Here is a 23229-nt window from a genome sequence, read left to right on the forward strand (position 1 = left end):
ATCAGTATTTCTCGAGCGAACGCCCGACCACGCCGTTCACATCCTTCTCGGGCGCAACATCGGTCGAGTAGTAGCCGGCGGCCTTCTTCGCGGCGATCTCGACATAGGCATCGGCCGGAATGAGCTCCGGCGGGATCGGCACGCGCTCGACGATGTCGATGCCCTGCGAGGTGAGCGCGTCGTGTTTCATGTCGCTCATCGACAGGAAGCGGTCGATGCGCTTCAGCCCGAGCCAGTGGATCGTGTCCGGCATCAGTTGCTGGAAGCGCGCATCCTGGACGCCGGCGACGCATTCGGTGCGCTCGAAATAAGCGGCGGCCGCATCGCCATCCTCCTGGCGCTTGCGCGCATTGTAGACCAGGAATTTGGTGACCTCGCCGAGCGCGCGCCCCTCCTTGCGGTTGTAGATCACGAGCCCGAGCCCGCCATCCTGCGCGCCGCGCGCGGACTCCTCGATGCCGTGGATGAGATAGGGCCGGCAGGTGCAGATATCGGAGCCGAACACGTCGGAGCCGTTGCACTCGTCATGCACGCGGCAGGTGATCTGGGTGCGATGGTCGGGCAGCTTGGTCACGTCGCCGAACATGTAGACGGTGGTGCCGCCGATCGGCGGCAGAAACACCTTCATGTCCGGCCGCGTCACCAGTTCCGGGAACATGCCGGCGGTCTGCTCGAACAGCGTGCGCCGCAGCTCGGTCTCGCTGGTGCCGAAGCGCTCCGCGAGGCCGGGCAGGTGCCAGACCGGATCGATCGCGATCTTCACCACCGACACGCTGCCATTGGCGTGCACGACGTCGCCGTCGGCACGCAGCCGTTTTGCGGCGAGCGCCTCGCGGATCTCCGGCAGGTCGAGCCGCGCGCGCGTCACCGCGATGCTCGGTCGGATGTCGGAGCCCTCGGCAATCTCCTTGCGGAAATTCTCGGCGACGAGATGACCCCAGGGATCGAGCGCGACGATCTTGGCCGGATCGCTCCATTGCGGAAACGGGCCGATGGTCGCCGCCGGAAACGTGTTGGTGAGATCGGGACGCCGGATCGGGTCGAGTGCGCCGGCGGAGACCGCGAGCGCCCGGTACATCGCGTAGGATCCGCCATGACTGCCGATCACGTTGCGCTCCTGCGCGCGCGACACCGTGCCGATGACCGGTCCCCGCGCCCGCGCGTCCGCGGCGCCCCAGTGAATCGGGAAGGCGGCCTTCCTTCCCGGCTCTGGATGGGAGGTGAGGCGGATGTGGTCGGTACGGTTCGCGCGGCTCATGACCAAACTCCAAAAAAGCCAACGGCCCGCCGCTCGGACGGGCCTGGCTCGGTCGCGTTGCCGGCGCAGGACACTGGCGACGCAAGATCAATCTGACATATTGTAGCGGCGAGCCGCGACAGACAAGTTAATCGTGATGCGCGAGCGGGGCCGTTCGCTGCCAAATTTCCGTCCTCAACGAGCCGGCAGGGCTCGCCTGAACGCCGCGCCCTTGCGCTGGCCGACGTGGCCATTCTGCCTGCGCGATCGGTGTAAGGAATTGAAATATTGTTGTTTTTTCTGTTTTCAAGGGGCGGCGCATCGTTTGCGCGGGGGGAGGCGTCAAGTTCTGGACAAGACGTACGATCAGACCTCTCGTAGAGATCGCCTTTACCTTGGAGACCGCCATGCCTGCCGCCAGCTACGTCGACCCCCGCAACGGACAGCTCTATCCGCTCGACCAGCCGCGCTGGTGCTCGGACGAGCGCACGCCGCTGCTGGTGACGCCGGGGCCAGGGCTGTCGCGCGAGGAGATCGAGCCCCGCACGCGGTCGCTCTGGCGCTACCGCGCGGCGCTGCCGGTGGAAATCAAAAATCCGATCACGCTCGGCGAAGGCTGCACGCCGCTGGTCGCGCAGGCCTGGGGTGACCTGCGCCCGTTGTTCAAGCTCGAATGGTTCAATCCCACCGGCAGCTTCAAGGACAGAGGCTCCTCGGTGATGCTGTCCTTCCTGCGGCAGATCGGTGTCGACGCCATTTTGGAGGACAGCTCCGGCAATGGTGGCTCGTCGATGGCCGGGCTCGGCGCCGCCGGCGGCATGCGTGTGAAGATCCTGGCGCCTGCATCCACATCGCCGGCCAAGATCGCGCAGGTGCGCGCCTATGGTGCGGCGGTGCAGCTCGTCGAGGGCCCGCGCGAGGAGTCGGAGGCTGAGGCCATCCGCCAGTCACACCAGACTTTTTACGCCAGCCACAATTGGCAGCCGTTCTTCCTCGAAGGCACCAAGTCGCTCGCCTATGAGATCTGGGAAGACCTCGGCTTCCGCGCGCCCGACAACGTCATCGTTCCCGTCGGCGCCGGCAGCAGCCTCCTGGGCTGCGCTTTCGGTTTCCGCGAGCTGTTGAGGGCCGGCCAGATCGCAAAGCTGCCGCGCCTGTTCGCGGCGCAGCCGCAAAACTGCTCGCCGATCGACGCGAGCTTCAAGGCCGGCGTCGATACGCCCGTGACGCGCGAGGTCGACAAGACCATTGCCGAAGGCACCGCCATCAAGAATCCCCTGCGCCTGCGCGAGATCATCGGTGCGCTGCGTGAAAGCGCCGGCGGCACCGTTGCGCTCACCGAGGATGAGATTATCGCTGCGCTCCGCCGCCTCGCGCGGCAGGGCCTGTTCGCCGAGCCGACCAGCGCCAGCGCGGCTGCAGCACTTGAAAAACTCTCTGCTGCCGGAGCCATCAAGGCCAACGAGACCACGGTCGCGGTCCTCACCGGCACCGGCCTCAAGGCCGCAACCACCGTTGCCGACCTCGTGCAATAGCCGGGCGCTCAACGGCTCTGATGCGGCCGATCGCCGGGATTGACTTCTTTTTTGAACCTTCGGCGACCGTCGCCAGCCTCATCAGGATCGATGTCGATCGAAGGGAGAGTTCCATGACCGCACAGGACCCGTTTGCCGGCTTCAAGGCAGTCCAGAAGGAAGCCTGGTCGTTGTTTACGCCGATGGAAGTGTTCACGACGCCATCGGCGGCCAGGCTCGTGAATTTCGCCGCGGTTGCCGCCGGTCAACGGCTGCTCGACGTCGGCTGCGGCACCGGCGTCGTTGCCATCACGGCGGCGCGCCGCGGTGCGAAGGTCAGGGGTCTCGATCTGTCGCCGGTCCTGATCGAACGCGCCCGCGAACATGCGCAACTGATGAACCTCGATGTCGATTTCAAGGAAGGTGACGCCGAAAGCCTGCCCTATGGCGACAACGAATTCGACGTGGTGCTCAGCCAGTTCGGCCACATGTTCGCGCCGCGCCCTGACGTCACCATTGCCGAGATGCTGCGCGTGTTGAAGCCGGGCGGCACCATCGCCTTCTCCACCTGGCCGCCGCATCTCTATGTCGGACGGATGTTCGCGCTGATCGGGCGCCATTTGCCGCCGCCCGAGGGCGTTGCATCGCCGGTCTTGTGGGGCGATCCGAGGATCGTCACCGAGCGCCTCGCGGGCAAGGTGAAGGACCTCTCCTTCGAGATGGACATGATGACGCCCTCCGCGCTCAGCCCGCAGCACTTCCGCCGCACCATGGAAGCGACCATCGGACCTCTGATCAAGCTCGTCGCCGAGTACAAGGACGAACCGGAGAAGCTCAAGAGCTTGCGTGCCGAATTCGAAGCGCTGATCTCGGATTATTTCGACGGCGGCAACAACGTGATGCGCCAGCAATTTTTGATGACGAAGGCGAGGAAGGTGTGAGGCTGATGCGATAAGGAGCCGTGATCGCGACTGCTTTTCCCTTCTCCCCTTGTGGGAGAAGGTGGATCGCCGCGTAGCGGCGAGACGGATGAGGGGTCTCTGTCCGCATGCAGGATTGTGAGATATGAATCCCGGATAGAACCCCTCATCCGGCGCTTCGCGCCACCTTCTCCCACAAGGGGAGAAGGAAGGGAGCTTTCTACTCTGCTAAATTGTTCACCCGCTTCACCCACTCGCGCACGTCCGCGAGCACGTCCGGGAGCGCCGCCTTGACCTCCTGCACGGTCATGCCGGCCTTGATGCGGGGGTCGTAGAGCAAATTGAGGATGTACTGGTCGTAGACGTCGAAATAGCCCATCGAGACGTTGTCGTTGAACATGGTCCAGGGCACGCTCGTAGTGTCGTTGATCGGGCCGAGCGATTGCAGCAGCTCCTCATAGGCGCAGTCGAGAAAGACGAAGTCGCCGTTGTCGACGGTGAGGATGACGTCGGAATGCTCGATCTCGAAATTGTCGTTCTTGCGGAAGCCGGACAGGCATTGCGGATCGAGCGAGGTGCGGATCTCGCGCGCTTTCTCCGCGCCGTAGAAGCTGGAAATGGTGCGAAACAGGTCGCGGTCGCGAACGAGCTTCACCCGCACGTTCGCCGCCTCGCTGCTGTCGATCATGGCGATGTCGAGATGCTGCACGTGCTTGGCGATGTCGGCCACGACCTTGGCGAGCTGCGCCTTGCGGTCGGCGCGGTCGCTCTCGGCGAACACGCGCACCGGCCCGTCGAACTTGCGGATGCGGTCGACGCGGCCGGCGAGGTGGTATTCGGCGCCGAACGCCGTCTTCAGAAAGCCCTCGACGATCTCGCCGTCGGTAAAGCTCTTCTTCTCGGCGCGCTGGCGTGCGGCGATCGCGGGCAGTTCGCCCGCGACGGCAATGGTAGCGGTGTCAGGCGCGAATGCTAACGCTGCGAGCGCCAAGAGGGCGATGCGAAGGCCAGGCGAGGGCGGGTCCAGTGCACTCATCGTTGTGCGACGCTGCCGTATTCGCGTCGCGCGCACAAGACCGCAAATTCACGCGCCCTGCGGGTTCCCGCTGTGGCCCGCCGGCTAGTTGTTCAGCACGACCACCGTGGTGCCGACCGAGACGCGGCCGTAGAGGTCGCTGACGTCGTCATTGGTCATGCGGAAGCAGCCCGAGGACACTGCCTGGCCGATCGTCTCCGGCTCGTTGGAGCCGTGGATGCGGTAGAGGGTCGAGCCGAGATAGATGGCGCGCGCGCCGAGCGGATTCTCGATGCCGCCCTTCATGTGGCGCGGCAGGTCGGGCCGCCGAGCCAGCATCTGCGACGGCGGCGTCCAGTCCGGCCACTCCTTCTTGGCGGTGATCCTGTGCACCCCGCCCCAGCGGAAGCCGTCGCGGCCGACGCCGATGCCGTAGCGCAAGGCCTGGCCGTTTTGGAGCACCAGATAGAGCCGGCGTTCGGTGGTGTTCACCACGATCGTGCCGGGCGCGTAAGTCCCGGTATAGGTGACGGTGGTGCGGAGGATCGGGCTCGAACCGCCGCGGAAGAAGTTCGGGCCGCCGCCCATGATGTCGCGCGTGTCGAACTCTTCGGCGAACGCGCCGCCCGCCGTGGCCGACAGCAGTGCGATGGCGGCAATCGGCGCGGCAAAAAACCGGATCATTGTTTCCCCCAGCAAAACTCGATTCAACGAAAGCCAGAGGCCATATTTGCGGGCATTCCGCAAGCCACGGCCCCGTGAGGGCCGTCATCCTTAACGATTGGCGTTACCAAATTCGCAAGCCGCGCCAATTGACCGAAAAAAGCATTAGCCAAACCGGCGCGTCGTCACGCCGGGCAGGGCAGCCTTGCCCGCTATTGCTTTGACGGAAGCCGCGAACAATGATTGATCGGAAGGATCGTTGGAAATTGCCGGTTGCGGGAGCCTTGGGATGAACGGTGCGGAAAGCCTGGTGCGGACGATGGTCAAGGGTGGGGTCGACGTCTGCTTCTCCAATCCAGGCACCTCCGAGATGCATTTTGTCGCAGCGCTCGACCGCGTGCCCGGCATGCGCTGCGTGCTCGGCCTGTTCGAAGGCGTGGTGACGGGCGCCGCCGACGGCTATTTCCGCATGAAGGGCACGCCGGCCTCGACGCTGCTGCATCTCGGCCCCGGCCTCGCCAACGGACTTGCCAATCTGCACAACGCCAAGAAGGCGAATTCCGGCATCGTCAACATCGTCGGCCAGCACGCGGTCTACCACATCGGCTTCAACGCGCCGCTGACCTCCGACATCGAGGGCCTGGCCCGGCCGATGTCGTCCTGGGTGCGCACCTCGCCGGATTCCAAATCGGTTGCCGCCGACGGCGCCGCGGCGATTGCCGCCGCCAAAAGCGCGCCGCCGCAGATCGCGACCCTGATCCTGCCCGCCGACACCGCCTGGAACGAGGCTGACGGCATCGCCGAGGTGCCGGCCGAGCAGCAGCGCGCAAGCTATTCGCCGCAGGCGGTCGAGCAGGCCGCCAAGATCCTGCACGGCGACGGCGAGGGCACGCTGTTGCTGATGACCGGCAGCGCGCTGAGCGAGCAGGGGCTGGCGCTGGCCGAGCGCATCGCCGGCAAGACCGGCTGCACCGTGATGGGCCCGACCTTCCGTCCCAAGATGGCGCGCGGCCGCGGCCGTTTCTCGATCGATCGCATTCACTACGTCATCGACAACGCGCTGCCGATGCTGGCGAAGTTCCGTCACATCGTGTTGGTCGAGTCCGACGATCCCGTGGCGTTCTTCGCTTATCCGAACAAGCCGAGCATACTCAAGCCCGAGGGCTGCGAGGTGCATCGCATGACCTCCTGGGGCGAGAACTCGGTCGCAGCGCTGGAGGCGCTTGCGGGCGCAGTGAAGGCGAGCGCGAAGGACGTCCAGCCGCAGGCCTTGCAGGAGCCGGTCAAACCGACCGGCGCGCTCACCCACGCCTCGATCGCGCAGGCGATCGCTTATGCGATCCCCGAGAACGCGATCATGGTCGACGAGTCGCTGACCACCGGCCGCGCCTTCTTCCCCCCGACCGCCGCGGCCGCCCCGCACGACTGGCTCCAGAACATGGGCGGCTCGATCGGCTTCTCCACGCCGCTGTCGATCGGTGCCGCGATCGCCTGTCCCGACCGCAAGGTGATCTGCATGGTCGGCGACGGCAGCGCGATGTACACCATCCAGTCGCTATGGACGCAGGCTAGAGAGAACCTCAACATCGTCACCATCGTGTTCGCCAACCGCATCTACCAGATCCTGCGCGGCGAGTTCGACAATGTCGGCGCCGGCGAGCCCGGCCAGCGCGCCAACGACATGCTCCGGCTCGACCGGCCGACGCTGGATTTCGTGGCGTTGGCGAAGGGCATGGGCGTGCCAGGCCGCGCGGTCACCAACGCCGACGAGTTCAACAAGGCACTGGCCGAAGCCGTCGCCGAGCCCGGACCGCGGCTGATCGAAGTCAAGATGTAAGGTCTGGTCGATTGCGCCGCGAATTCCGGCCCTCATCCTGAGGAGCCCGCGGTACGCGGGCGTCTCGAAGGATGGTCATAGGCGGGATAGGGGCCTTCATGGTTCGAGACGCGCGTTCCGCGCTCCTCACCACGAGGGTCTGGTGACGGCGCAACTGAGGGCGCGTAATGGATCGGGAGGCAAAATGCAGACCGAGCTGAACAAGGTGGTCGCGGCGCTCCGGGACTTCTACGCCCACGAAGGATTCCTGTTCGAGAAGGACATCGGCGAGCGGACGATCACGCATCGCTTCGCCGTTCATCTGGAGCGGCAGTTTTCGGGCTGGGCGGTCGACTGCAACTATGATCGGCTCGGCGAGCGCACGCTGCATCTTCCGCACGGCACGATTATCTCCACCGACGATCATCTGGGAAAGTCGATCTATCCCGACGTCGTCGTGCACCAGCGCGAGATCCCGAACAATCTGCTCGCTGTCGAGATCCGCAAGGCAAGCAATCATACCTCGCTCGAGCACGACCAGCACAAGCTGATGGCGCTGACCGATGCGCATGTCTGGTTCGCCTATTGGATCGGCGTGTTGCTGGTGCTGGACAAGCACAATGTGACGACATCGGAGGTCTATGTCGGCGGCGTCGTCGATCGTCCGCTGTCACTCTGGTTCGCGACGCGGCTTGAGGAGATTGGATCAGGTACGCCGCATTGAGATGTCGCGTGAACAAAGGCCGCACGGGGCAGGGCGGCCTTTGCTCGGATGGCTCGAGCATGATCCGGAAAAGTGCGAAGCGGTTTTCCGAAAAGATCATGCTCAAACAACAATCTAAAGCGCGATGATGATTCATCCTCATCTCATCGCGCTTTATTGCGCCGGGGCGACCAGCGCAACGGAACGTCAATGCAGGGGGGCGCCCTGGCCCAGCGCATAGGTCACGAGATCCTTTAGCTGGAAATCGGGACCGGTCACCGGCGCCCATTGCGGGTCGAGCGACAATACGGAGGCATTGTCGCCGAACATCATGCCGAGGAAGACTTCGGCCACGATGCGTCCGCCCACCGGCCCGAGCTGCGGCGTGTTGATCGGGCCCGGTGCACCGGTGGCCGGGATCGTCACGGCGGTCTGGAACTGCCGCGCCTCGGCCAGGATGTAGGTCCAGAGCGGGCAGTTGCCGGCAAACACGCCGTTCGCGATGGTCGCGATCTTGACTTGCGGATCGCCCGGTCCCGCCTCGTCGACGGCCTTGCCGATGATGATCTCGTCGTCGGTGAGCGGCGTCAGATTCATCGCCCTGGCGACCGCCTGGCCGGACGGCAGTCCGAGCCGCCAGCTGCGCTCGAGATTGCGCAGCGCGAGCGACGATGGATTGGACGCGACTTCCGGCGGCAAGTGGGCGAGCGGGTCGACCAGCGACGCATCGATGCGATAGGCGAACTGGAGCCGCCTCTTGTTGTCGGCATTGGTGTCGTCGTCCTCGACGCCGTAGGCGCGGGTGTCGAGATCGATGAAGCGGCCCCAGTCCATCGCGCGTCCCGGGCCCATGGCGCGGAAGCCGGTCAACGCGTTCTTGTCGGGATTGTTGGGATCGGGAAAGATCTGCAACAGCATGTTGGCCGCATCGTTCAGCCGATAACCGGGGCGGATCATGGAGTGCCCGAGCCGGTAGGCCGCGACCGAGAACTCGACCGGCATGAACGGATAAGTCTTCCAGTGATAGTGGGCGAGCTTGCTGCGGTCGTAGCTGCCTGCGGTCTTCAACTCGTCCAGCACGCTGGCGTGGACGATGCGCGGCAGGAAGTCGTTCAGCACGACGTATTGATAGTGGAATCGAACGCGCTGCTGCACGTCTTCGAACGACAGGCTGTCATTGTCGTCAACCATGCGGTTGTGAAAGCGCAGCATCAAGGCCTGGAACTGCGAGACGATGCTGTTCTCGTCGTTGCGGGGATCGCCGATCAGCGCGCGGCCCTTGAAGCGCGGCAGGTCGCTGGCATCGGGCACGCCGGCGCCGGTCAGCTTCTCGCCAAGGCGAAACTTGATCCCGTCATACATGTAGGGCTGGTCGTTCGGACCGCGGCCGTAGAGATTGTCCAGATCGAGCGCCGGCGTACGGAAGTCGACAAGCCCGTCGGGATCCTGCTGCTTGGTCAGCGAGCTCACCGGGTCGAAGGTGATGTCGTGGTCGATGAACTGGCCGAAATAGGTGTAGAGCGCGGGAATGCCGCTCTCCTCCGCGTCCGGCCCGTCCTTCGGCCCATCGAAGTCGGCGACCATCTTGTTGGCCAGCGCCGAAAGGTTCGCGACGTTGTCGGCGTCGTTCGGACCGAATTTCGCCGGGGTAAGCTTGCGGAACATGCGGCCGAAGCGGCCTTGCGAAAGCGGCGAACGGGTCGCGTTCAGACCGCGCGGAATAATGCTGTGGCGGCTGCTCATTGAAACACCTCCCTGAAAAGTAACGACGGAAAATAACTAAAGCTAAAGTTGTTCGTAAAAGGATATGCAGGCGATGCTAGACCCGGCGTTGCGAAGCCACAAGCCGTCCGACGGCCCGGCGCGCGAAGTCGACGCTGTTCCCGAAGCAAGCGTCGGGGACAAGCTGTGGCTGTGCTTTGCAAATTCTTCCCGGAGCGATGACGGATAACATTCTCGTCATCGATTGGCGCAAGTGGCTCTACGCCATCTCAATTCGCCGGACTGTCGGTGAAGCGGACCGTCTTCACGCAAAAATTGTGGCGGCGTGCGCAACATGTGCACACGCCGCCACGTCCTCAATAATAGCGCTGTTGCGAGAACGCGTAGCGCGGATTGATGCCGCAATAGGCCGAGGTGCCTGAGGCCGTGGCGAGGCACTGCTGATAGCTCGCAAACTGGCAGTTGCCGGGATAGCCCCAGATGCGGCCCTGCAGACAATATCTGTCGTTAGCCGGATATGCCTGGGCTGCCGGGAATGTCGCGGCAGCCAGCGCTGCGAGCGATGCGAGAGTGAGGATGGTGCGGCGCATTTCAGACTCCTTCGAGAACGGGTGGATGGGAAAATATCAGCCGAGCCTTCGCGTTCCAGGGCCCTCTGATGCATGTCGTGCCTGCCTTGGTGTCGGCGGCGCGCGCTGCGTTCGCGATGAGCCACATCATGACGCAGGCTTTGGCCTGCTATGTGATCTCGGCCACAGTCCACTCCCGGGTTCCAGCCTATCGTGGGCGCACTTGCACGCGTCGATCCCGGAGGACTACGCTTGCGTCATTCGGATAGGTATTTTTGGAGGATCTGATGCAAAGGCCATACTTGCTGGCTGCGACAGCAGCGCTGGCGCTTATCATGCAAACACCGCTCGCGCTGGCGCAGAGCGCTCCAGCCGCCGGCGGAGCCGCGGCACCGGCTGCCACGACGACCGCGCCGGCTGCGACGACAACGACGCCGAGCGCGACCACCGACACATCGAGCCAGCCGTCCGACTCCAAGAGGAGCGCCTCAAAGAAGCCGGCGAAAAAGAAGATGACTCGGCAGCAGGAGATCGATCATTCGGTCGACAGCGGCACCGTTCCCGCGCGCTACCGCAGCTCGGTGCCCAAGCAGTACCAGCAATACGTTCCGTTCGATAAGCAGTGACGGACGCCACGGCGGCGCGAGCCGCCTGTGCGCACCATCTGCCTGGTGCGGCCCTCTCCCCGTCATTGCGAGGAGCCCTTGCGACGAAGCAATCCAGCCTGCCACAGCGGAGAGACTCTGGATTGCTCACATGGGGAATGTGTGTGTCAAGGATGAGCAGTCACCTTTTTGTTCGACTGCAGCCACCTCTTCGTCCCGACCGCGGGTTCTGCAGGATGGCGCGCGCAGATCAAGTCAAGGCCGGCCTGTTAGGGCCGCCGCGAAGCGGCTTGGCCTTGAGTTGAGCGAGCACGCCATCATGCTTGGTGCGTTGGGCCGATAGGAGCTCCTCGCGTTGGCGGTTCTGTCAGGGCATCTGCCATCCTCGCATTTGCGATCCAAGGGTCGAGCCGGTTCGACGATCTGGGTTGCTTGCCAGATCAAACTCACATTCGGTCGTCGCACAAGGCGACTGCACCACGATTCCGCTTGCGGCGGGCAGGCTCGAGAGGACGAGGCCATTCTTCGTTGCGGCGTTTGAAGCCATGCAATCCATCGGTTCGTCCACCCGGATCTTCCGAGACTGATCGGGCCTCGGCAGATGGGTTATGGTTCTTTCGTTGCGCGCGGGCGGCGAAGCACGCCGCTTGGTGCGGTCCGGATCAGGCGGCGGGCTTCATCACGGCCCCCTCGATGGTCTCGCCCGCGGTGACATACTTCCACAAGGTCACGAGAAGCTTGCGCGCCAGCGCCACGATCGCGCGCTTGCGGCCTTGCGGGCTTCGCTCCTTGAACCAGCGCGTCAGGGCCGACTGCGGCTGGTGACGTATCCACAGCCAGGCGAGCTGGATCATTGTGGTCCGCAGCCTGGGATTGCCGGCCTTCGACACGCCCTGCTCGTGCCGGATGCCTCCGCTTTGCCACGGCGTCGCCGCAAGCCCCGCATAGGCGGCGACCTGGCGGCGGTTGGAGAACTGCCGGTAGAACGCCTCCGACCAGAGCACGGCCGCAAAGTTGGCGCCGAGCCCTTTCAAGGCCAGCAGCATCGCCACCGGATCCGGCGCGACCTTGTCTGCAGCGTTCTTGTCTGCAGGCTTCCGGGCTGCGGCCAGCAGAGCATCTCGCGCGGCCTCGACCGCCTTGATCTGTTCCAGAAGCAGTTCGACCCGATCGAGCTCGCGGCCGATCTGCGCCTTCAAATGCGAAGGCAGCTCCCGCCCGTCGCCCGTGCGCAAGGCCTCAAGCCGCGCCCGCCGATTGCGCCGCAGCGGCACGTAGTCGGATATCCCCTGCGCGAACAGAAGACCCTTGATCCGGTTCACATGCGTGATGCGCTCGGCGATCAGCGTCGCTCGTTCGCGACACAGCCTGCGCCGGTCCTCCTCTTCAGGCGAGGGCGCAACCACCATCGCACAGACCCGCGGCTCGCCGCGCTTGTAGGCCAGAAGCGCCCGCAACAGCGCCTCGCCATCGAGCCTGTCAGTCTTGGCCCGCCGCCGCCGTCGCGACGTCGCAATCGAGGCGGGATCGACCACGTGGCTCTCAATGCCGTTCTGTTGCAGAACACGGTGCAGCCAGAACCCGTCCAGCCCAGCTTCCTGGATCGTGATGATCGGATAGCTCTCACATGGGGAATGTGTGTGTCAAGGATGAGCAGTCACCTTTTTGTTCGACTGCAGCCACCTCTTCGTCCCGACCGCGGGTTCTGCAGGATGGCGCGCGCAGATCAAGTCAAGGCCGGCCTGTTAGGGCCGCCGCGAAGCGGCTTGGCCTTGAGTTGAGCGAGCACGCCATCATGCTTGGTGCGTTGGGCCGATAGGAGCTCCTCGCGTTGGCGGTTCTGTCAGGGCATCTGCCATCCTCGCATTTGCGATCCAAGGGTCGAGCCGGTTCGACGATCTGGGTTGCTTGCCAGATCAAACTCACATTCGGTCGTCGCACAAGGCGACTGCACCACGATTCCGCTTGCGGCGGGCAGGCTCGAGAGGACGAGGCCATTCTTCGTTGCGGCGTTTGAAGCCATGCAATCCATCGGTTCGTCCACCCGGATCTTCCGAGACTGATCGGGCCTCGGCAGATGGGTTATGGTTCTTTCGTTGCGCGCGGGCGGCGAAGCACGCCGCTTGGTGCGGTCCGGATCAGGCGGCGGGCTTCATCACGGCCCCCTCGATGGTCTCGCCCGCGGTGACATACTTCCACAAGGTCACGAGAAGCTTGCGCGCCAGCGCCACGATCGCGCGCTTGCGGCCTTGCGGGCTTCGCTCCTTGAACCAGCGCGTCAGGGCCGACTGCGGCTGGTGACGTATCCACAGCCAGGCGAGCTGGATCATTGTGGTCCGCAGCCTGGGATTGCCGGCCTTCGACACGCCCTGCTCGTGCCGGATGCCTCCGCTTTGCCACGGCGTCGCCGCAAGCCCCGCATAGGCGGCGACCTGGCGGCGGTTGGAGAACTGCCGGTAGAACGCCTCCGACCAGAGCACGGCCGCAAAGTTGGCGCCGAGCCCTTTCAAGGCCAGCAGCATCGCCACCGGATCCGGCGCGACCTTGTCTGCAGCGTTCTTGTCTGCAGGCTTCCGGGCTGCGGCCAGCAGAGCATCTCGCGCGGCCTCGACCGCCTTGATCTGTTCCAGAAGCAGTTCGACCCGATCGAGCTCGCGGCCGATCTGCGCCTTCAAATGCGAAGGCAGCTCCCGCCCGTCGCCCGTGCGCAAGGCCTCAAGCCGCGCCCGCCGATTGCGCCGCAGCGGCACGTAGTCGGATATCCCCTGCGCGAACAGAAGACCCTTGATCCGGTTCACATGCGTGATGCGCTCGGCGATCAGCGTCGCTCGTTCGCGACACAGCCTGCGCCGGTCCTCCTCTTCAGGCGAGGGCGCAACCACCATCGCACAGACCCGCGGCTCGCCGCGCTTGTAGGCCAGAAGCGCCCGCAACAGCGCCTCGCCATCGAGCCTGTCAGTCTTGGCCCGCCGCCGCCGTCGCGACGTCGCAATCGAGGCGGGATCGACCACGTGGCTCTCAATGCCGTTCTGTTGCAGAACACGGTGCAGCCAGAACCCGTCCAGCCCAGCTTCCTGGATCGTGATGATCGGATAGCTCTCGCGGGTCCTGGCCTCCGCCTTGCGCCTGAGTTCCGCAAACAGCTTCATCAGCTCAGCCGTATCGCCGGCCGTGACGCTGTGCCTGGACATCTTCTCGCCCGTACCAGGCGAAAGTGACGTAATCACCCACGTCGAACGGCTCAGTTCCAAAGACACAAAAATTGCGCCAAACTGCGTCCGGATAGCGGTCGGTCCGTCGGAAGGATGATCGAGCAACATCGTCGTCTCCAGGTTGAGGGGGTCAGCAACCTCAGTCTGGCCTCAGACCTGGTCGCTATCCACTCCCCATGGAATCTTCGCTACACTCGCAATGACGGATCCTCCGGTGGCGGTCTACGGTCGCGCTGCTAGAGTAAGCTAAAGCCTCGGGGGTTCGTAATGAGCGATGACGTGAAGGATGCTGGCCTGGTGGCGATGATCAGCAGCATCCTGGGAGGCAGCAAGCGCGCAGACGTAATCGCGCCGCCTCCGCTCACTGACGTTCCGCCGACCGCGCCGTCGAACGGATTTGAGGCGGTCGCAGCGTCAATTTCCGAGGCGGCAGCGTCGAAGCGCGAAGATGCGCCCAATGCCTCGCCGGCCTCCACAAAGCCAATCGAGCCGCCCGCGCAATTCGTTACGACAGCGGACGGCAAACGACGGCTGCCTGCGGAGACGATTGCCGATCTCGTGCTCGGTGAGTTGCGCAAGCTGGATGATTTTCCCGCGTCCGGCACCTCGGTCACGGTCTATGGCTACCGGCATTGGAACGCCATGATCACGTTCGCGCCGTTCTCGACCACGTTCCGGAATGCAACGCGGTTCCGCCAGGCCATACCCGATCTCGTCTTCAAGCTGCGCCGTTTCGTCGAACTTGAGATATAGTCCGGGCAATCGCCTGCGCTGGTCCAGCGCGCAATCCCTGGTGATCGCGGCGCGAACGCGCCGCCGTCACCCAAACAGTTCGACAGGATTCTCAAGTTGAGCGTCGCCTTTACCAAAGAAGAGAGCGCCGAGACTGCGTCCGAGACGCTGTTGCCGGACCGCTCGATCTCGCCGCATCCAAACCTGGTGACCGAAGCGGGCCTGCAGGCGTTGCAGCGGCAGCTTCGAGAAGCGCGCGAGGCCTATGAGGCCGCGCAGCGCATCGAGGACGTCAACGAAAAACGCCGGCAGTCGGCGGTCCCCTTGCGCGACGCACGCTATTTGACTGAACGACTGCGCACGGCGCAACTGGTCCCCAATCCAACGTCAACCGATACGGTCGCCTTCGGCAGCACGGTTACCTTCAGCCGCGCCGACGGCCGCGTGCAGACCTATCGCATCGTCGGAGAGGACGAAGCCGAACCAAAGGCCGGCTCGATTTCGTTCGTGTCGCCGGTCGCGAAGTCGCTGATCGGGAAAGCCGTCGCAGATGTGACCGGTTCGGGCAATCAGGAGATCGAGATTCTGTCGATTGCGTAGGGACGCGATCGAGGTACGAGCCTCAACGAGGCATGACATTGGACGAGAAGCTTGATGGTGGGCGCACACGGGATCGAACTTTGGGCCTCTCCCGTGTGAAGTAGGACGCCGTGTTCAGAATGGTCTACAATAATAGGTTATTTTGAACACTCGTCGAGTGCTGGCACTTATTTTCGCACGTCGACGATTTCGGTAAATACAAAATTGACGACCGTTCTTTCTTTGGGAGCGGTCTGTCGGCGTTCCCGTTAATGTCTTCGTTGAATCAGAGGTTTGCCGCCCGCTTGTACATCCCTGCCAGCGCACCGACTATCGACCCGAGGCATAGAGGCACACCAAAGACGGTCAGCGCCCAAAAGGCGAGCAGCAGGAAATGTCCTAGCAAACCTTCTCCAACAATATCACCGCGGAGCCAGAGATGTGCTGTGCCCGCTGCAGACAGCAGACAGCCGGCAATGCCCATTTTCATCCAAGTTGTTGGGCGTGGGTCACGTCGCGCGAAATGCAGAGACCCCCATGCGGCCACCAAAGCCAGCACCACCCAAAGGACTGCAATCACAAACATGGGGCAACCTCCTACCGATCCGAGCTACGGATCGATATTCAATTCAGTTGCCGCGGCACCAGCAATCGATGCATCGTCAATATCGGCGAGTGTCTTCATCGAGCGCTCACCTTGGCGATTGACTTGGATCAGGGTTCGATCTTCCCCGGTAACGCTGGCATAAACCTCGTGATCAATGATTACGGGTCGAGAGGATCCCAAGCCAGGAGACTCGATCAGTTGCTCGCTGTTGCTGCTCTGGTCCACGATCACGAGGTTGTAGTGATAGGGGCTAGTGTTTGTCCTCGTTCTGAGAAATGCGACCAGCGAACCATCGACCGACGCCGTCGGATAGTTGGCTATACCCGCTGACACAAATAGCGGGGTCATCATCCGGGACGGCGAGTCGATTGTCGCCTTTTCGGGATCGTATGGAAGCCGGAAAATGCTGCTTTGCTGATCGGCAAGCGGGTTGGGCTGCGGAATTATGGGCCTGTCACGAGATGGACCATAGGCCGAGAAATAGATCTGGTTCTGCGCCACGGCTAACGAATCTAACTCATACAGTTTGAAGTCTGTTAGTTGCCGAGGTCCCGTGGTGGGATCAAATATCCAGATGTCGTTGCGGCTAAGTCTGACGCGGCCATCGCCTCCCGTGACATATGGGCTCGAAACGTAAAGAATCCGGTTCCCCGAAACCTCAATTGCGGAGTGGAGAGAGCCTGCGCTTCTGAAAACGACGTGGCATGCGAGACTGGCGGTGTTACAGGACACCAATTCGGTGCCCTTGCGACCGAGAAGCTCTCGCAAGAACAGTAAGCGCCCTCCGTCCGGCGACAGATAAGGGGACAGGAGGTGCGATCCTTCGCTCTTGAGCTTGGCTCGCTTTCCGGAATCGAAATCCACTAGCAGCAGCTGCATGTTCTCCGTCCTGCTGGATCTCACCAAGATGGCCGCGTTCTTGACCGAGGCCGCGAGATAGAAGCCTCGGTTCCACTTGTCGAGATTGAAGCCCTGCGGATAGGCCGAGCTGGACGGCAACACGAAAGCGAGCGAAAGCAAAATAAAGCCAATCGCTTTGTTGAAGCTGGACTGAGCTGCGGCGATGAAAATCATCCGGCAATTGTGAGCGGTGGTAGTAAAAAAACGACACTCGTCGGAGTTGAATTGCAGCCAATTGCACAATAATCACTAGCGCGGCTTGGCTCGGACATCATCAGAATGACAGCAACGCCGCGCGATGCCCGCTTTGGCTAACCCGGACCCACGGGATATGTTCGTTTTGCGAAGCTATTGGGGGCAAGCGGACTTCAACTTCGCCTAGTCTGACCGCCTCGTCTTTGATGGTGGGCGCACATGAGATCGCACCATGGACCTGGAAGCGAACGCTTTCCCGCCGAGCTATGCGCCCTTGGTCCGACAATGCCGGCGTAAACCTCAGGTGCGGTCTGATCTGCGGCGGCTCCTCTCTCCGGATCTTAGCATCGGGCCGCTGTTTTGCCCGACGAGTCAAATCTGAGTTCGGAAAAGCCGCAATCCATTGTTTCCGCTTGCGTCGGCTACTGTGCATGGGGCTGTTTCGACATTTTTGATGAGATGGTCCCCCGAACGCTGCCAAGCGCCGACGATGGTCAGCAATCAGTGTGGTTCAGGAGAATGAATGGTGGGCGCACAAGGGATCGAACCTTGGACCTCTCCCGTGTGAACCACAATTGGTGGACTGTAGCCAACCTAATCCAGCCATAGTCTTATTGTAAAAGTCCTTGTAAGGTAAAGAGTTGTGCCCATATTGGACCATCCTTGGCCTCAGTTGGCCTTACCACATTTTGTATGTCCGTGCTGTGCCCTTCGGAGGAATTCCCTTAGGGCACACAAACTGGGAACGTGGAGGCAATGGCTTGTGGTCCATTTCTTCTAGGATCGCGCCTCGACCCGTCTCAGGGCGCAAGGGAGCGAGAGCACAAATGATGGAAAAGAGTAAAGAATCTCTCAGAGCTGAAGGAACGACGAATTACCTGAGACTCACTGACGCGGCGATCCGTGCGGCGACGCTGCCGCCGGGCAAATCGCAGCACTATCTGCACGACACAGAGCAGCCGGGGCTCGCGATCAGGATGCGCGCGACTGGTGGCAGGACCTGGGTCTTCATGTTCACAAAGCCTGGGACGAAAGGCACCCAACGCAAGACGCTGGGTGCATGGCCCAAATTCAATGAGAAGGCCGCGCGCAGGGCCGCCACCGTCGTCGCTGGGGAGGTGGTCATTGGGATCGATCCCAATGAGGTCAAGCGCGAGGCGAAGCGGCAAGCGCTGGCCGAGCGGCAGTGCACGACACTGGCGACCCTGATCGTTGAAGATGGCCCCTACGAAATGTCCCTGACCGGGCGCCAGGTCGTCAACTGGAAAGCGGCCATGTCGGCACTCCGACGCGGTCTGAAAGATCATTTCGACCTCGCCATCGCCGAGCTCACGCGACGGCAAATCATGGCGGCGGTGGACAGGATCGGCAAGACCGGCAAGCGCGGCGCAGCAAAGGACTTGCGCAAGCACACGCACACGTTCCTCGAATGGTGCGTCGGCGAAGGTTACGTCGAGCACAACGTACTCGCCGGCTATCGCGTGCCCAAGGAGACGCGCGCGCAGCGGGTCGGGCGCCGAACGAAGGGCCGGGCGCTGACCGACGATGAGATCATCAAAGTCTGGCACGCATCCGGCAAGCTTGGGACGTTTGGGCTATTGACACGAATGTGCCTACTTGGTGGCCCGCGCCGCAGCGAGCCAGCCATGATCGAGTGGCAAAATCACCTCATGGATGACCGCATCACTTTCGATGCAGCATGGACCAAGATGGGCCTTTACCACGACGTGCCGCGCACCCACCTCGTTGACGAGGTGCTTACGGCCGCAAAACATTTCCAGCGTGCGACGTCGGACTATGTCTTCCCGTCACCGAAGACCGGCGGCCAGATGTCGGGCTTCACAAAGTTGGTCGACCGCCTGGTCAAGGAAGCGGGTGTCGCCAAGTTCACAATGCATGACTTAAGGCGCAGCTTGCGAACCATCATGTCACGCTGCGGCTATGACAACGAAATCCAGCGGTTGTGTGTTGGGCAAAAGCCGCGCGGGATCGATCAGGTCTACAATCACGACGAACAGTGGATCATCCGCAAGATGGCGTTCGAAGCTGCTCATGACTACATCGCGGAGTTGGTCGGCGCGAAACGGGGGGGCAAGGTCGTGCGCCTGCAGCGGACGAATCCGCTCGATCCCATCAAGGCCGAATTGCTTGGCCGTCTTCGCGAGCATTATGCGGCTGCGACGACTTAGTTGTCTTATCGCGTCCGGCCAGATAGTCGCGCACCGCATCGACTCGGTAAAGCGGGCGGCCATCGACGTAGCGCCATTTCAGCGGGTGGTTCGGATTGCGCCGCCATAGCTCCAGGGCTCCAGGCGTGCGCCGGATCACAGCGGCCGTCTCTAATGCCGTTAAATTTGAGCTGCCCGGCAGCGAATCGATATCGAACGTCGCGGGCGGCGGCATGCCACGATTCTTCCGAGGTCGCTTCATGATGCGGAGCGTCTCCTTCGAGTGGCCCATCGTCAACTCTCACGATTGAAGCGAGCGAGGCTCTTGTGTAATCGCCTGGTCGCTTCTTGGGCGGAACGTCAAGAGAATCAACGCAGTCGTCGAACTTTGCCTGTCGAGTGCCGCCGATTTGACCATCATGCTCCGGTTGATGTTGCATAGGAACACGTCAATTGCGCGTCGTAGGATTGGATATCAACGCGAATAGAAGAAAAGTTGCTGGTAGGTAGCCGAGACCACTCCGCTCGCATTGCGGCCCTGCGAGGGGCCACGTCAGCGGCCGGTCACGCCCGCAGGCTATTGGCCGTCATGGGAAGCATGCCGAAGAATGCTGAAAAACGAACTGATAGGTGGTTCGACGCTTCGCAGCTACATCGAGGCGGGTTGGCGGACATCGGAATTGACTTGGCGATACGGACTTGCTCGGCGCCAGATCGCGGCGCCGATTGAGCGCGCGTGCATATGGAGGACTTTGCACAGGTTCTTCGGCCGCTATCCATCCGAGAAATATACTGGTGCAGCGTATCACAATATTGCGGCCGCGCTGAACAGCGGCGTCTCGTTCGATTCCGCGATCGAATTTGTCCGTCGTCTTGCGCTCACCGCGATCACGGGCAATGGCGACATGCATCTGAAGAATTGGTCGCTACTGTATCCTGGAGACGGACGGACGCCTACGTTGGCGCCAATCTACGACGTGCTCTCAACAGTTCCCTATATCCCGAAAGATGGTCTAGCATTGAGCCTTACGGGCGAAAAGTCATTCAAGGCTCTGACTCCAGAGCGCTGGCGTAATTTCGCGAACCGCAGCCGTCTTCCAGAAGGGGCAGTGGTAACCGCTGTAGCTGAGACCGCGGCGGCCGTGCGCGACAAGTGGTCAGTTCTTCCAGAACGCGACGTCGTGCCTGGGCAGGTTCTCGAGCGGATCGATGCACATATCGACGAAATGGTACCAATCCTTGACCCTTAGGGGGCGGCAGTCCTCGAAATGTACATGACCCGATTCCCATCGTATAAGTGACGTTTTTACGGATGCGTCCCTGACGGATTTCCTAGCCAGCCTTCCAGGCATCTTGCCAATCACGCGACGGCTTGTTCTCGAAGGCGACCTCTTGTCCGCTGCCAAGCGCAGAGGAGACAGGTCGTTTCTCGACCTCGTCCTGGTGGATCGAATCTAACAGTTGGTGCTCTCGTTTGACGGCGGCTACGATTTTGTCTGGTCTGCGGTCCATGTGAAGGGTTTTGCATCACTATTGGTTTCGTCGAGGAAGCGGTTGATGGCGGCCTTGAGTTCGCGGACCGATCGGAAGACGCGCGTTGAGGCGGCGTCTGGAGAGCTTGGCGAAGAATCCTTCGACGGCATTGAGCCACGAGGATGAGGTGGGCGTGAAGTGGAAGGTGAAACGCGGATGGCGATCGATCCATTTGCGGACCTTTGGGTACTTATGGGTGGCAAAAATGTCGAGGACGACGCGGACAGCCTTTTTGACCGGAACTTGAGCCTCGATCTGGTTGAGGAAGCGGATGAACTCCTGATGCCGATGCTTCTGCATGCAGCGTCCAATGACCTTGCCTTCGAGCACATCGAAGGCGGCAAACAGGGGGGTGGTACCGTTGCGCTTATAGTCGTGGGTCATGGTGGCGGCGCGCCCCTTCTTCAGGGGCAGACCCGGTTCGGTGCGATCGAGAGCCTGGATTTGGCTCTTCTCGTCCACCGAGAGCACGATGGCATGCTCGGGCGGATTTCCGTGCTGACAAGGGCGCAATCGTCGCACCTGAACAGCCGGCATTGGCGTGCTCACCCAAGAACCTCATGGGCTGCAAGCAGAGCTCGCAGCCCCGCACGGGTGTGGTGCCGCTACTGGTGAAAAACAGCTTCATTTGCCCGCCTCCCTTGGCTTCAGCTCATAGGAATCTGATTCGCCTAGAAATTAAAGAGAACGAGCAGCCGGTTCATATTGCCCTTGCCGGGTCTTGGGTGTCGACTTAGGCTGTTGTCATTTGCTCAGGTGAGGCGGACGTGCCGACAGGCATTGTGAAGTGGTTCAACGCGACCAAGGGATTTGGTTTCATCCAGCCCGATGACGGCGGGCAGGATGTCTTCGTGCATATCAGCGCGGTGGAGCGCGCGGGCCTATCGGGCTTGGCTGAGGGGCAGAAGGTCTCTTACGAGGTGCAGGTCGATCGGAAGCGCGGAAAGAGCAGCGCGGAAAATCTACGCGTCTGACCCTCGCCATGATCGCCGGTACCCACCCCATATTCACAGGCGTCGCTTGAAGGGCAGCACTTTGCCTGGCGGTCGCGATGCGCTTGTAGTCGGACGGGGTGGACGCTCTGGGTCGGGCGTTTCGGGATCAATGCCGTAGAGATCCTCCACCGTGTACTCCATTTTTCTCCAGCGAGCTTTTTTGTACAGCGCGTCGTAACCCCAAACTTCAGTGAACCGAGCGTCTTTCCACGGGATACCGTCAGGTGAGGTGTCGTCGTCCTTGCTGCGAGGCAAGGGAATTTGCACGGCTGGCCCCTCCCAGATCACGCCCCCTCGACTCAGCTTTCGGTACTCGCAACCATCTGGATCTAGGACTTCGTCGATCAGGAATGCGAGCTCAAGTGGATTCGAAGCGTAGAATACGCCCACCAAGTCATGCTCTTCGATCGTTCTGACGAGGTACGCGGGCATGACCTGCTCCTATGGCGGGCAATCATTCCTTAGGAGGTGACGCAAATCAATCCGGCGACCTTACTTACGCAAGGGGCTTTTATACCTCATTCGATTCTCAGCTTAGCTTTTGCCACTCGACAGCAAGGCGGAGCCAGGTTTCCTCGCCGAGCGGGTTGATCCCATCAGGCAGCCGAAACAGCCTCCGCGCAACAATTTTGCAGCTACACTCTCCCAATGCCGAAATTCCATTTCAAGCTAATTGATACCAGCATCGTCTCTGATCACGGCGAGCACGATCTGCTGGACGAAACCGTCGCCCAGATCGAGGCGATCAAACGAGCGCGCTCGTTGCGCACTTCGCGGCCCCATCTGGTTGGGCGCAACTGTTCGATATCTGTCGTTGATGAGATGGGAAAGAACGTCTGTCGCATTCCGATCGACGACATCTAACGCGGGGCTCAGCCTGGCCTATCCTTGCGGCGCCGAGGCACGCACGTGTGATGACGTTGGGAAAGACCGTGTGAAGTAGTTCACAAGCGGCAGGTACTGCCAAGCCTAGTGTCCGCGCTTCAACTGGAGGGAAGCGCCATGAAGTTTAATTGGACGACCTCTCGAATGCTCGCACTGACAGCCGTTGTTCTGGCGGCGGCTGGTACCACTATGGCAATCGGCAATCCTCGCCAAGTGTTTGAACCAATGCTGGGATCCGAGTGGCAATGTAGCCGAACCATGCTGCTCGTGACGACTTGTTCTCACTTGAGCGCTAGATCGGAATAACGGCGTGTCTTGCTGACAGCCTTTAGGCTTCGTGATCACCGCGATCGCGCGGCAGCAATCGGCCGCGTGCGTAACCGGGCGAGGCAAGCTCTTCTAGTCGCCGCTCTTCGTTCGCGACAATGAGCGCCTTCACCGCCTCGCGCGCATCCCCGCCGCAAGCTTCAATGGCCTGATCGGCCGCCACTTTGAGGCGGTCGGGGTCGGGCGGGTGGTTTGGAGAGCCTGCGGGCATCCCAACGAAGTACCATTTTTGTTCTTGTTCGCAATATGTTCTTACATGGCGCGGTACTGTCCGTATTTAACCCCATGTGTCCTAAGCTGAATTTGGGAGTGTCCTAATTCCGGTCCCGGGC

21 protein-coding genes and 2 pseudogenes are annotated in these 23229 nt (G+C 61.9%); 10 read left to right on the forward strand and 13 right to left on the reverse strand.

Translation table 11 applies throughout. The annotated features are described in order from the left end of the window. Nucleotide 1 precedes the first annotated feature (1 nt). The gene (locus IVB18_RS05780) at nt 2-1258 is read right to left on the reverse strand and encodes a GTP cyclohydrolase II (protein WP_247988285.1); all 1257 of its coding nucleotides are present in this window, start codon (nt 1256-1258) and stop codon (nt 2-4) included. Nucleotides 1259-1644: 386 nt separating this feature from the next. On the opposite strand from IVB18_RS05780, the gene IVB18_RS05785 reads away from it, so the two are divergent. Next, a complete protein-coding gene (locus IVB18_RS05785) occupies nt 1645-2772 on the forward strand; it encodes a threonine synthase (RefSeq protein ID WP_247988286.1) in 1128 nt (375 codons plus the stop codon). 113 nt (nt 2773-2885) lie between these two features. Then, nucleotides 2886-3692, forward strand: a complete 807-nt coding sequence (locus tag IVB18_RS05790) for a class I SAM-dependent methyltransferase (protein WP_247988287.1) — start codon at nt 2886-2888, stop codon at nt 3690-3692. Between the two features lie 199 nt (nt 3693-3891). Here IVB18_RS05790 and IVB18_RS05795 read toward each other — a convergent pair whose 3' ends face one another. Together IVB18_RS05795 and IVB18_RS05800 are read right to left on the reverse strand one after the other, a co-directional pair. Next, nucleotides 3892-4707, reverse strand: coding sequence for a DUF2927 domain-containing protein (locus tag IVB18_RS05795; protein ID WP_247988288.1), 816 nt, complete (start codon nt 4705-4707; stop codon nt 3892-3894). Between the two features lie 84 nt (nt 4708-4791). Continuing rightward, nucleotides 4792-5370, reverse strand: a complete 579-nt coding sequence (locus tag IVB18_RS05800) for a L,D-transpeptidase (RefSeq protein ID WP_247988289.1) — start codon at nt 5368-5370, stop codon at nt 4792-4794. 268 nt (nt 5371-5638) lie between these two features. On the opposite strand from IVB18_RS05800, the gene IVB18_RS05805 reads away from it, so the two are divergent. Both IVB18_RS05805 and IVB18_RS05810 read left to right on the forward strand, forming a co-directional pair. Further along, nucleotides 5639-7186, forward strand: a complete 1548-nt coding sequence (locus IVB18_RS05805) for an acetolactate synthase large subunit (protein WP_247988290.1) — start codon at nt 5639-5641, stop codon at nt 7184-7186. 184 nt (nt 7187-7370) lie between these two features. Then, nucleotides 7371-7889: a hypothetical protein gene (locus IVB18_RS05810; RefSeq protein WP_247988291.1), complete on the forward strand. Its 519-nt coding sequence runs from the start codon at nt 7371-7373 to the stop codon at nt 7887-7889. Nucleotides 7890-8075: 186 nt separating this feature from the next. Here IVB18_RS05810 and IVB18_RS05815 read toward each other — a convergent pair whose 3' ends face one another. Continuing rightward, nucleotides 8076-9611: a heme peroxidase family protein gene (locus IVB18_RS05815; protein WP_247988292.1), complete on the reverse strand. Its 1536-nt coding sequence runs from the start codon at nt 9609-9611 to the stop codon at nt 8076-8078. A gap of 335 nt (nt 9612-9946) precedes the next feature. Beyond that, nucleotides 9947-10180, reverse strand: a complete 234-nt coding sequence (locus IVB18_RS05820) for a DUF3551 domain-containing protein (protein ID WP_247988293.1) — start codon at nt 10178-10180, stop codon at nt 9947-9949. A gap of 266 nt (nt 10181-10446) precedes the next feature. On the opposite strand from IVB18_RS05820, the gene IVB18_RS05825 reads away from it, so the two are divergent. Beyond that, complete coding sequence (locus tag IVB18_RS05825; protein ID WP_247988294.1) at nt 10447-10785, forward strand: hypothetical protein; 339 nt, start codon at nt 10447-10449, stop codon at nt 10783-10785. Nucleotides 10786-11426: 641 nt separating this feature from the next. Here the strand turns inward: IVB18_RS05825 and IVB18_RS05830 are convergent. Both IVB18_RS05830 and IVB18_RS05835 read right to left on the reverse strand, forming a co-directional pair. Then, a complete protein-coding gene (locus IVB18_RS05830) occupies nt 11427-12377 on the reverse strand; it encodes an IS110 family transposase (protein ID WP_247991566.1) in 951 nt (316 codons plus the stop codon). A gap of 525 nt (nt 12378-12902) precedes the next feature. Then, on the reverse strand, nt 12903-14084 hold the full coding sequence (locus IVB18_RS05835; protein WP_247983422.1) for an IS110 family transposase: 1182 nt from the start codon (nt 14082-14084) through the stop codon (nt 12903-12905). 159 nt (nt 14085-14243) lie between these two features. On the opposite strand from IVB18_RS05835, the gene IVB18_RS05840 reads away from it, so the two are divergent. Further along, entirely contained in the window at nt 14244-14729 is a 486-nt protein-coding gene (locus IVB18_RS05840) for a hypothetical protein (RefSeq protein WP_247988295.1), read from the forward strand. A 96-nt stretch (nt 14730-14825) separates the two neighbouring features. Beyond that, the gene (greA, locus tag IVB18_RS05845) at nt 14826-15308 is read left to right on the forward strand and encodes a transcription elongation factor GreA (protein WP_247988296.1); all 483 of its coding nucleotides are present in this window, start codon (nt 14826-14828) and stop codon (nt 15306-15308) included. A 265-nt stretch (nt 15309-15573) separates the two neighbouring features. Here greA and IVB18_RS05850 read toward each other — a convergent pair whose 3' ends face one another. Further along, the gene (locus IVB18_RS05850) at nt 15574-15873 is read right to left on the reverse strand and encodes a hypothetical protein (RefSeq protein ID WP_247988297.1); all 300 of its coding nucleotides are present in this window, start codon (nt 15871-15873) and stop codon (nt 15574-15576) included. A 24-nt stretch (nt 15874-15897) separates the two neighbouring features. Beyond that, nucleotides 15898-16968 carry a hypothetical protein gene (locus IVB18_RS05855; protein ID WP_247988298.1) on the reverse strand — a complete coding sequence of 357 codons (1071 nt, stop codon included), beginning with the start codon at nt 16966-16968 and terminating at the stop codon, nt 15898-15900. Between the two features lie 851 nt (nt 16969-17819). Here IVB18_RS05855 and IVB18_RS05860 point away from each other — a divergent pair. Further along, nucleotides 17820-19178, forward strand: coding sequence for an integrase arm-type DNA-binding domain-containing protein (locus IVB18_RS05860; RefSeq protein WP_247988299.1), 1359 nt, complete (start codon nt 17820-17822; stop codon nt 19176-19178). On the opposite strand, the gene IVB18_RS05865 is transcribed toward IVB18_RS05860, so the two are convergent. Continuing rightward, nucleotides 19123-19449, reverse strand: a complete 327-nt coding sequence (locus IVB18_RS05865) for a hypothetical protein (protein ID WP_247988300.1) — start codon at nt 19447-19449, stop codon at nt 19123-19125. The genes IVB18_RS05860 and IVB18_RS05865 overlap by 56 nt on opposite strands. A 420-nt stretch (nt 19450-19869) precedes the next feature. On the opposite strand from IVB18_RS05865, the pseudogene IVB18_RS05870 reads away from it, so the two are divergent. Continuing rightward, nucleotides 19870-20407 (forward strand): annotated as a pseudogene (locus IVB18_RS05870) (HipA domain-containing protein); the annotation flags it as partial. Between the two features lie 196 nt (nt 20408-20603). On the opposite strand, the pseudogene IVB18_RS05875 reads toward IVB18_RS05870, so the two are convergent. Continuing rightward, nucleotides 20604-21182: pseudogene (locus IVB18_RS05875) on the reverse strand (IS630 family transposase); the annotation flags it as partial. Nucleotides 21183-21457: 275 nt separating this feature from the next. On the opposite strand from IVB18_RS05875, the gene IVB18_RS05880 reads away from it, so the two are divergent. Next, a complete protein-coding gene (locus tag IVB18_RS05880; RefSeq protein ID WP_247988301.1) occupies nt 21458-21664 on the forward strand; it encodes a cold-shock protein in 207 nt (68 codons plus the stop codon). Nucleotides 21665-21697: 33 nt separating this feature from the next. Here the strand turns inward: IVB18_RS05880 and IVB18_RS05885 are convergent, their stop codons facing one another. Then, entirely contained in the window at nt 21698-22117 is a 420-nt protein-coding gene (locus IVB18_RS05885; protein WP_247988302.1) for a hypothetical protein, read from the reverse strand. A gap of 781 nt (nt 22118-22898) precedes the next feature. Beyond that, nucleotides 22899-23060, reverse strand: coding sequence for a hypothetical protein (locus IVB18_RS05890; RefSeq protein WP_346732609.1), 162 nt, complete (start codon nt 23058-23060; stop codon nt 22899-22901). Between the last annotated feature and the right edge of the window lie 169 nt (nt 23061-23229).

Origin of the sequence: Bradyrhizobium sp. 186, from assembly GCF_023101685.1 — a bacterium.
Lineage (GTDB): Bacteria > Pseudomonadota > Alphaproteobacteria > Rhizobiales > Xanthobacteraceae > Bradyrhizobium.

Coding starts and splice junctions, on each gene's coding strand:
- IVB18_RS05815 (WP_247988292.1), bottom strand. CDS start 9,611: ATGAGCAGCCGCCACAGCATTATTCCGCGCGGTCTGAACGCGACCCGT.
- IVB18_RS05810 (WP_247988291.1), top strand. CDS start 7,371: ATGCAGACCGAGCTGAACAAGGTGGTCGCGGCGCTCCGGGACTTCTAC.
- IVB18_RS05790 (WP_247988287.1), top strand. CDS start 2,886: ATGACCGCACAGGACCCGTTTGCCGGCTTCAAGGCAGTCCAGAAGGAA.
- IVB18_RS05800 (WP_247988289.1), bottom strand. CDS start 5,370: ATGATCCGGTTTTTTGCCGCGCCGATTGCCGCCATCGCACTGCTGTCG.
- IVB18_RS05865 (WP_247988300.1), bottom strand. CDS start 19,449: ATGGGCCACTCGAAGGAGACGCTCCGCATCATGAAGCGACCTCGGAAG.
- IVB18_RS05850 (WP_247988297.1), bottom strand. CDS start 15,873: ATGTTTGTGATTGCAGTCCTTTGGGTGGTGCTGGCTTTGGTGGCCGCA.
- IVB18_RS05825 (WP_247988294.1), top strand. CDS start 10,447: ATGCAAAGGCCATACTTGCTGGCTGCGACAGCAGCGCTGGCGCTTATC.
- IVB18_RS05785 (WP_247988286.1), top strand. CDS start 1,645: ATGCCTGCCGCCAGCTACGTCGACCCCCGCAACGGACAGCTCTATCCG.
- IVB18_RS05855 (WP_247988298.1), bottom strand. CDS start 16,968: ATGATTTTCATCGCCGCAGCTCAGTCCAGCTTCAACAAAGCGATTGGC.
- IVB18_RS05885 (WP_247988302.1), bottom strand. CDS start 22,117: ATGCCCGCGTACCTCGTCAGAACGATCGAAGAGCATGACTTGGTGGGC.
- IVB18_RS05805 (WP_247988290.1), top strand. CDS start 5,639: ATGAACGGTGCGGAAAGCCTGGTGCGGACGATGGTCAAGGGTGGGGTC.
- IVB18_RS05835 (WP_247983422.1), bottom strand. CDS start 14,084: ATGTTGCTCGATCATCCTTCCGACGGACCGACCGCTATCCGGACGCAG.
- IVB18_RS05860 (WP_247988299.1), top strand. CDS start 17,820: ATGGAAAAGAGTAAAGAATCTCTCAGAGCTGAAGGAACGACGAATTAC.
- IVB18_RS05840 (WP_247988295.1), top strand. CDS start 14,244: ATGAGCGATGACGTGAAGGATGCTGGCCTGGTGGCGATGATCAGCAGC.
- IVB18_RS05820 (WP_247988293.1), bottom strand. CDS start 10,180: ATGCGCCGCACCATCCTCACTCTCGCATCGCTCGCAGCGCTGGCTGCC.
- IVB18_RS05780 (WP_247988285.1), bottom strand. CDS start 1,258: ATGAGCCGCGCGAACCGTACCGACCACATCCGCCTCACCTCCCATCCA.
- IVB18_RS05795 (WP_247988288.1), bottom strand. CDS start 4,707: ATGAGTGCACTGGACCCGCCCTCGCCTGGCCTTCGCATCGCCCTCTTG.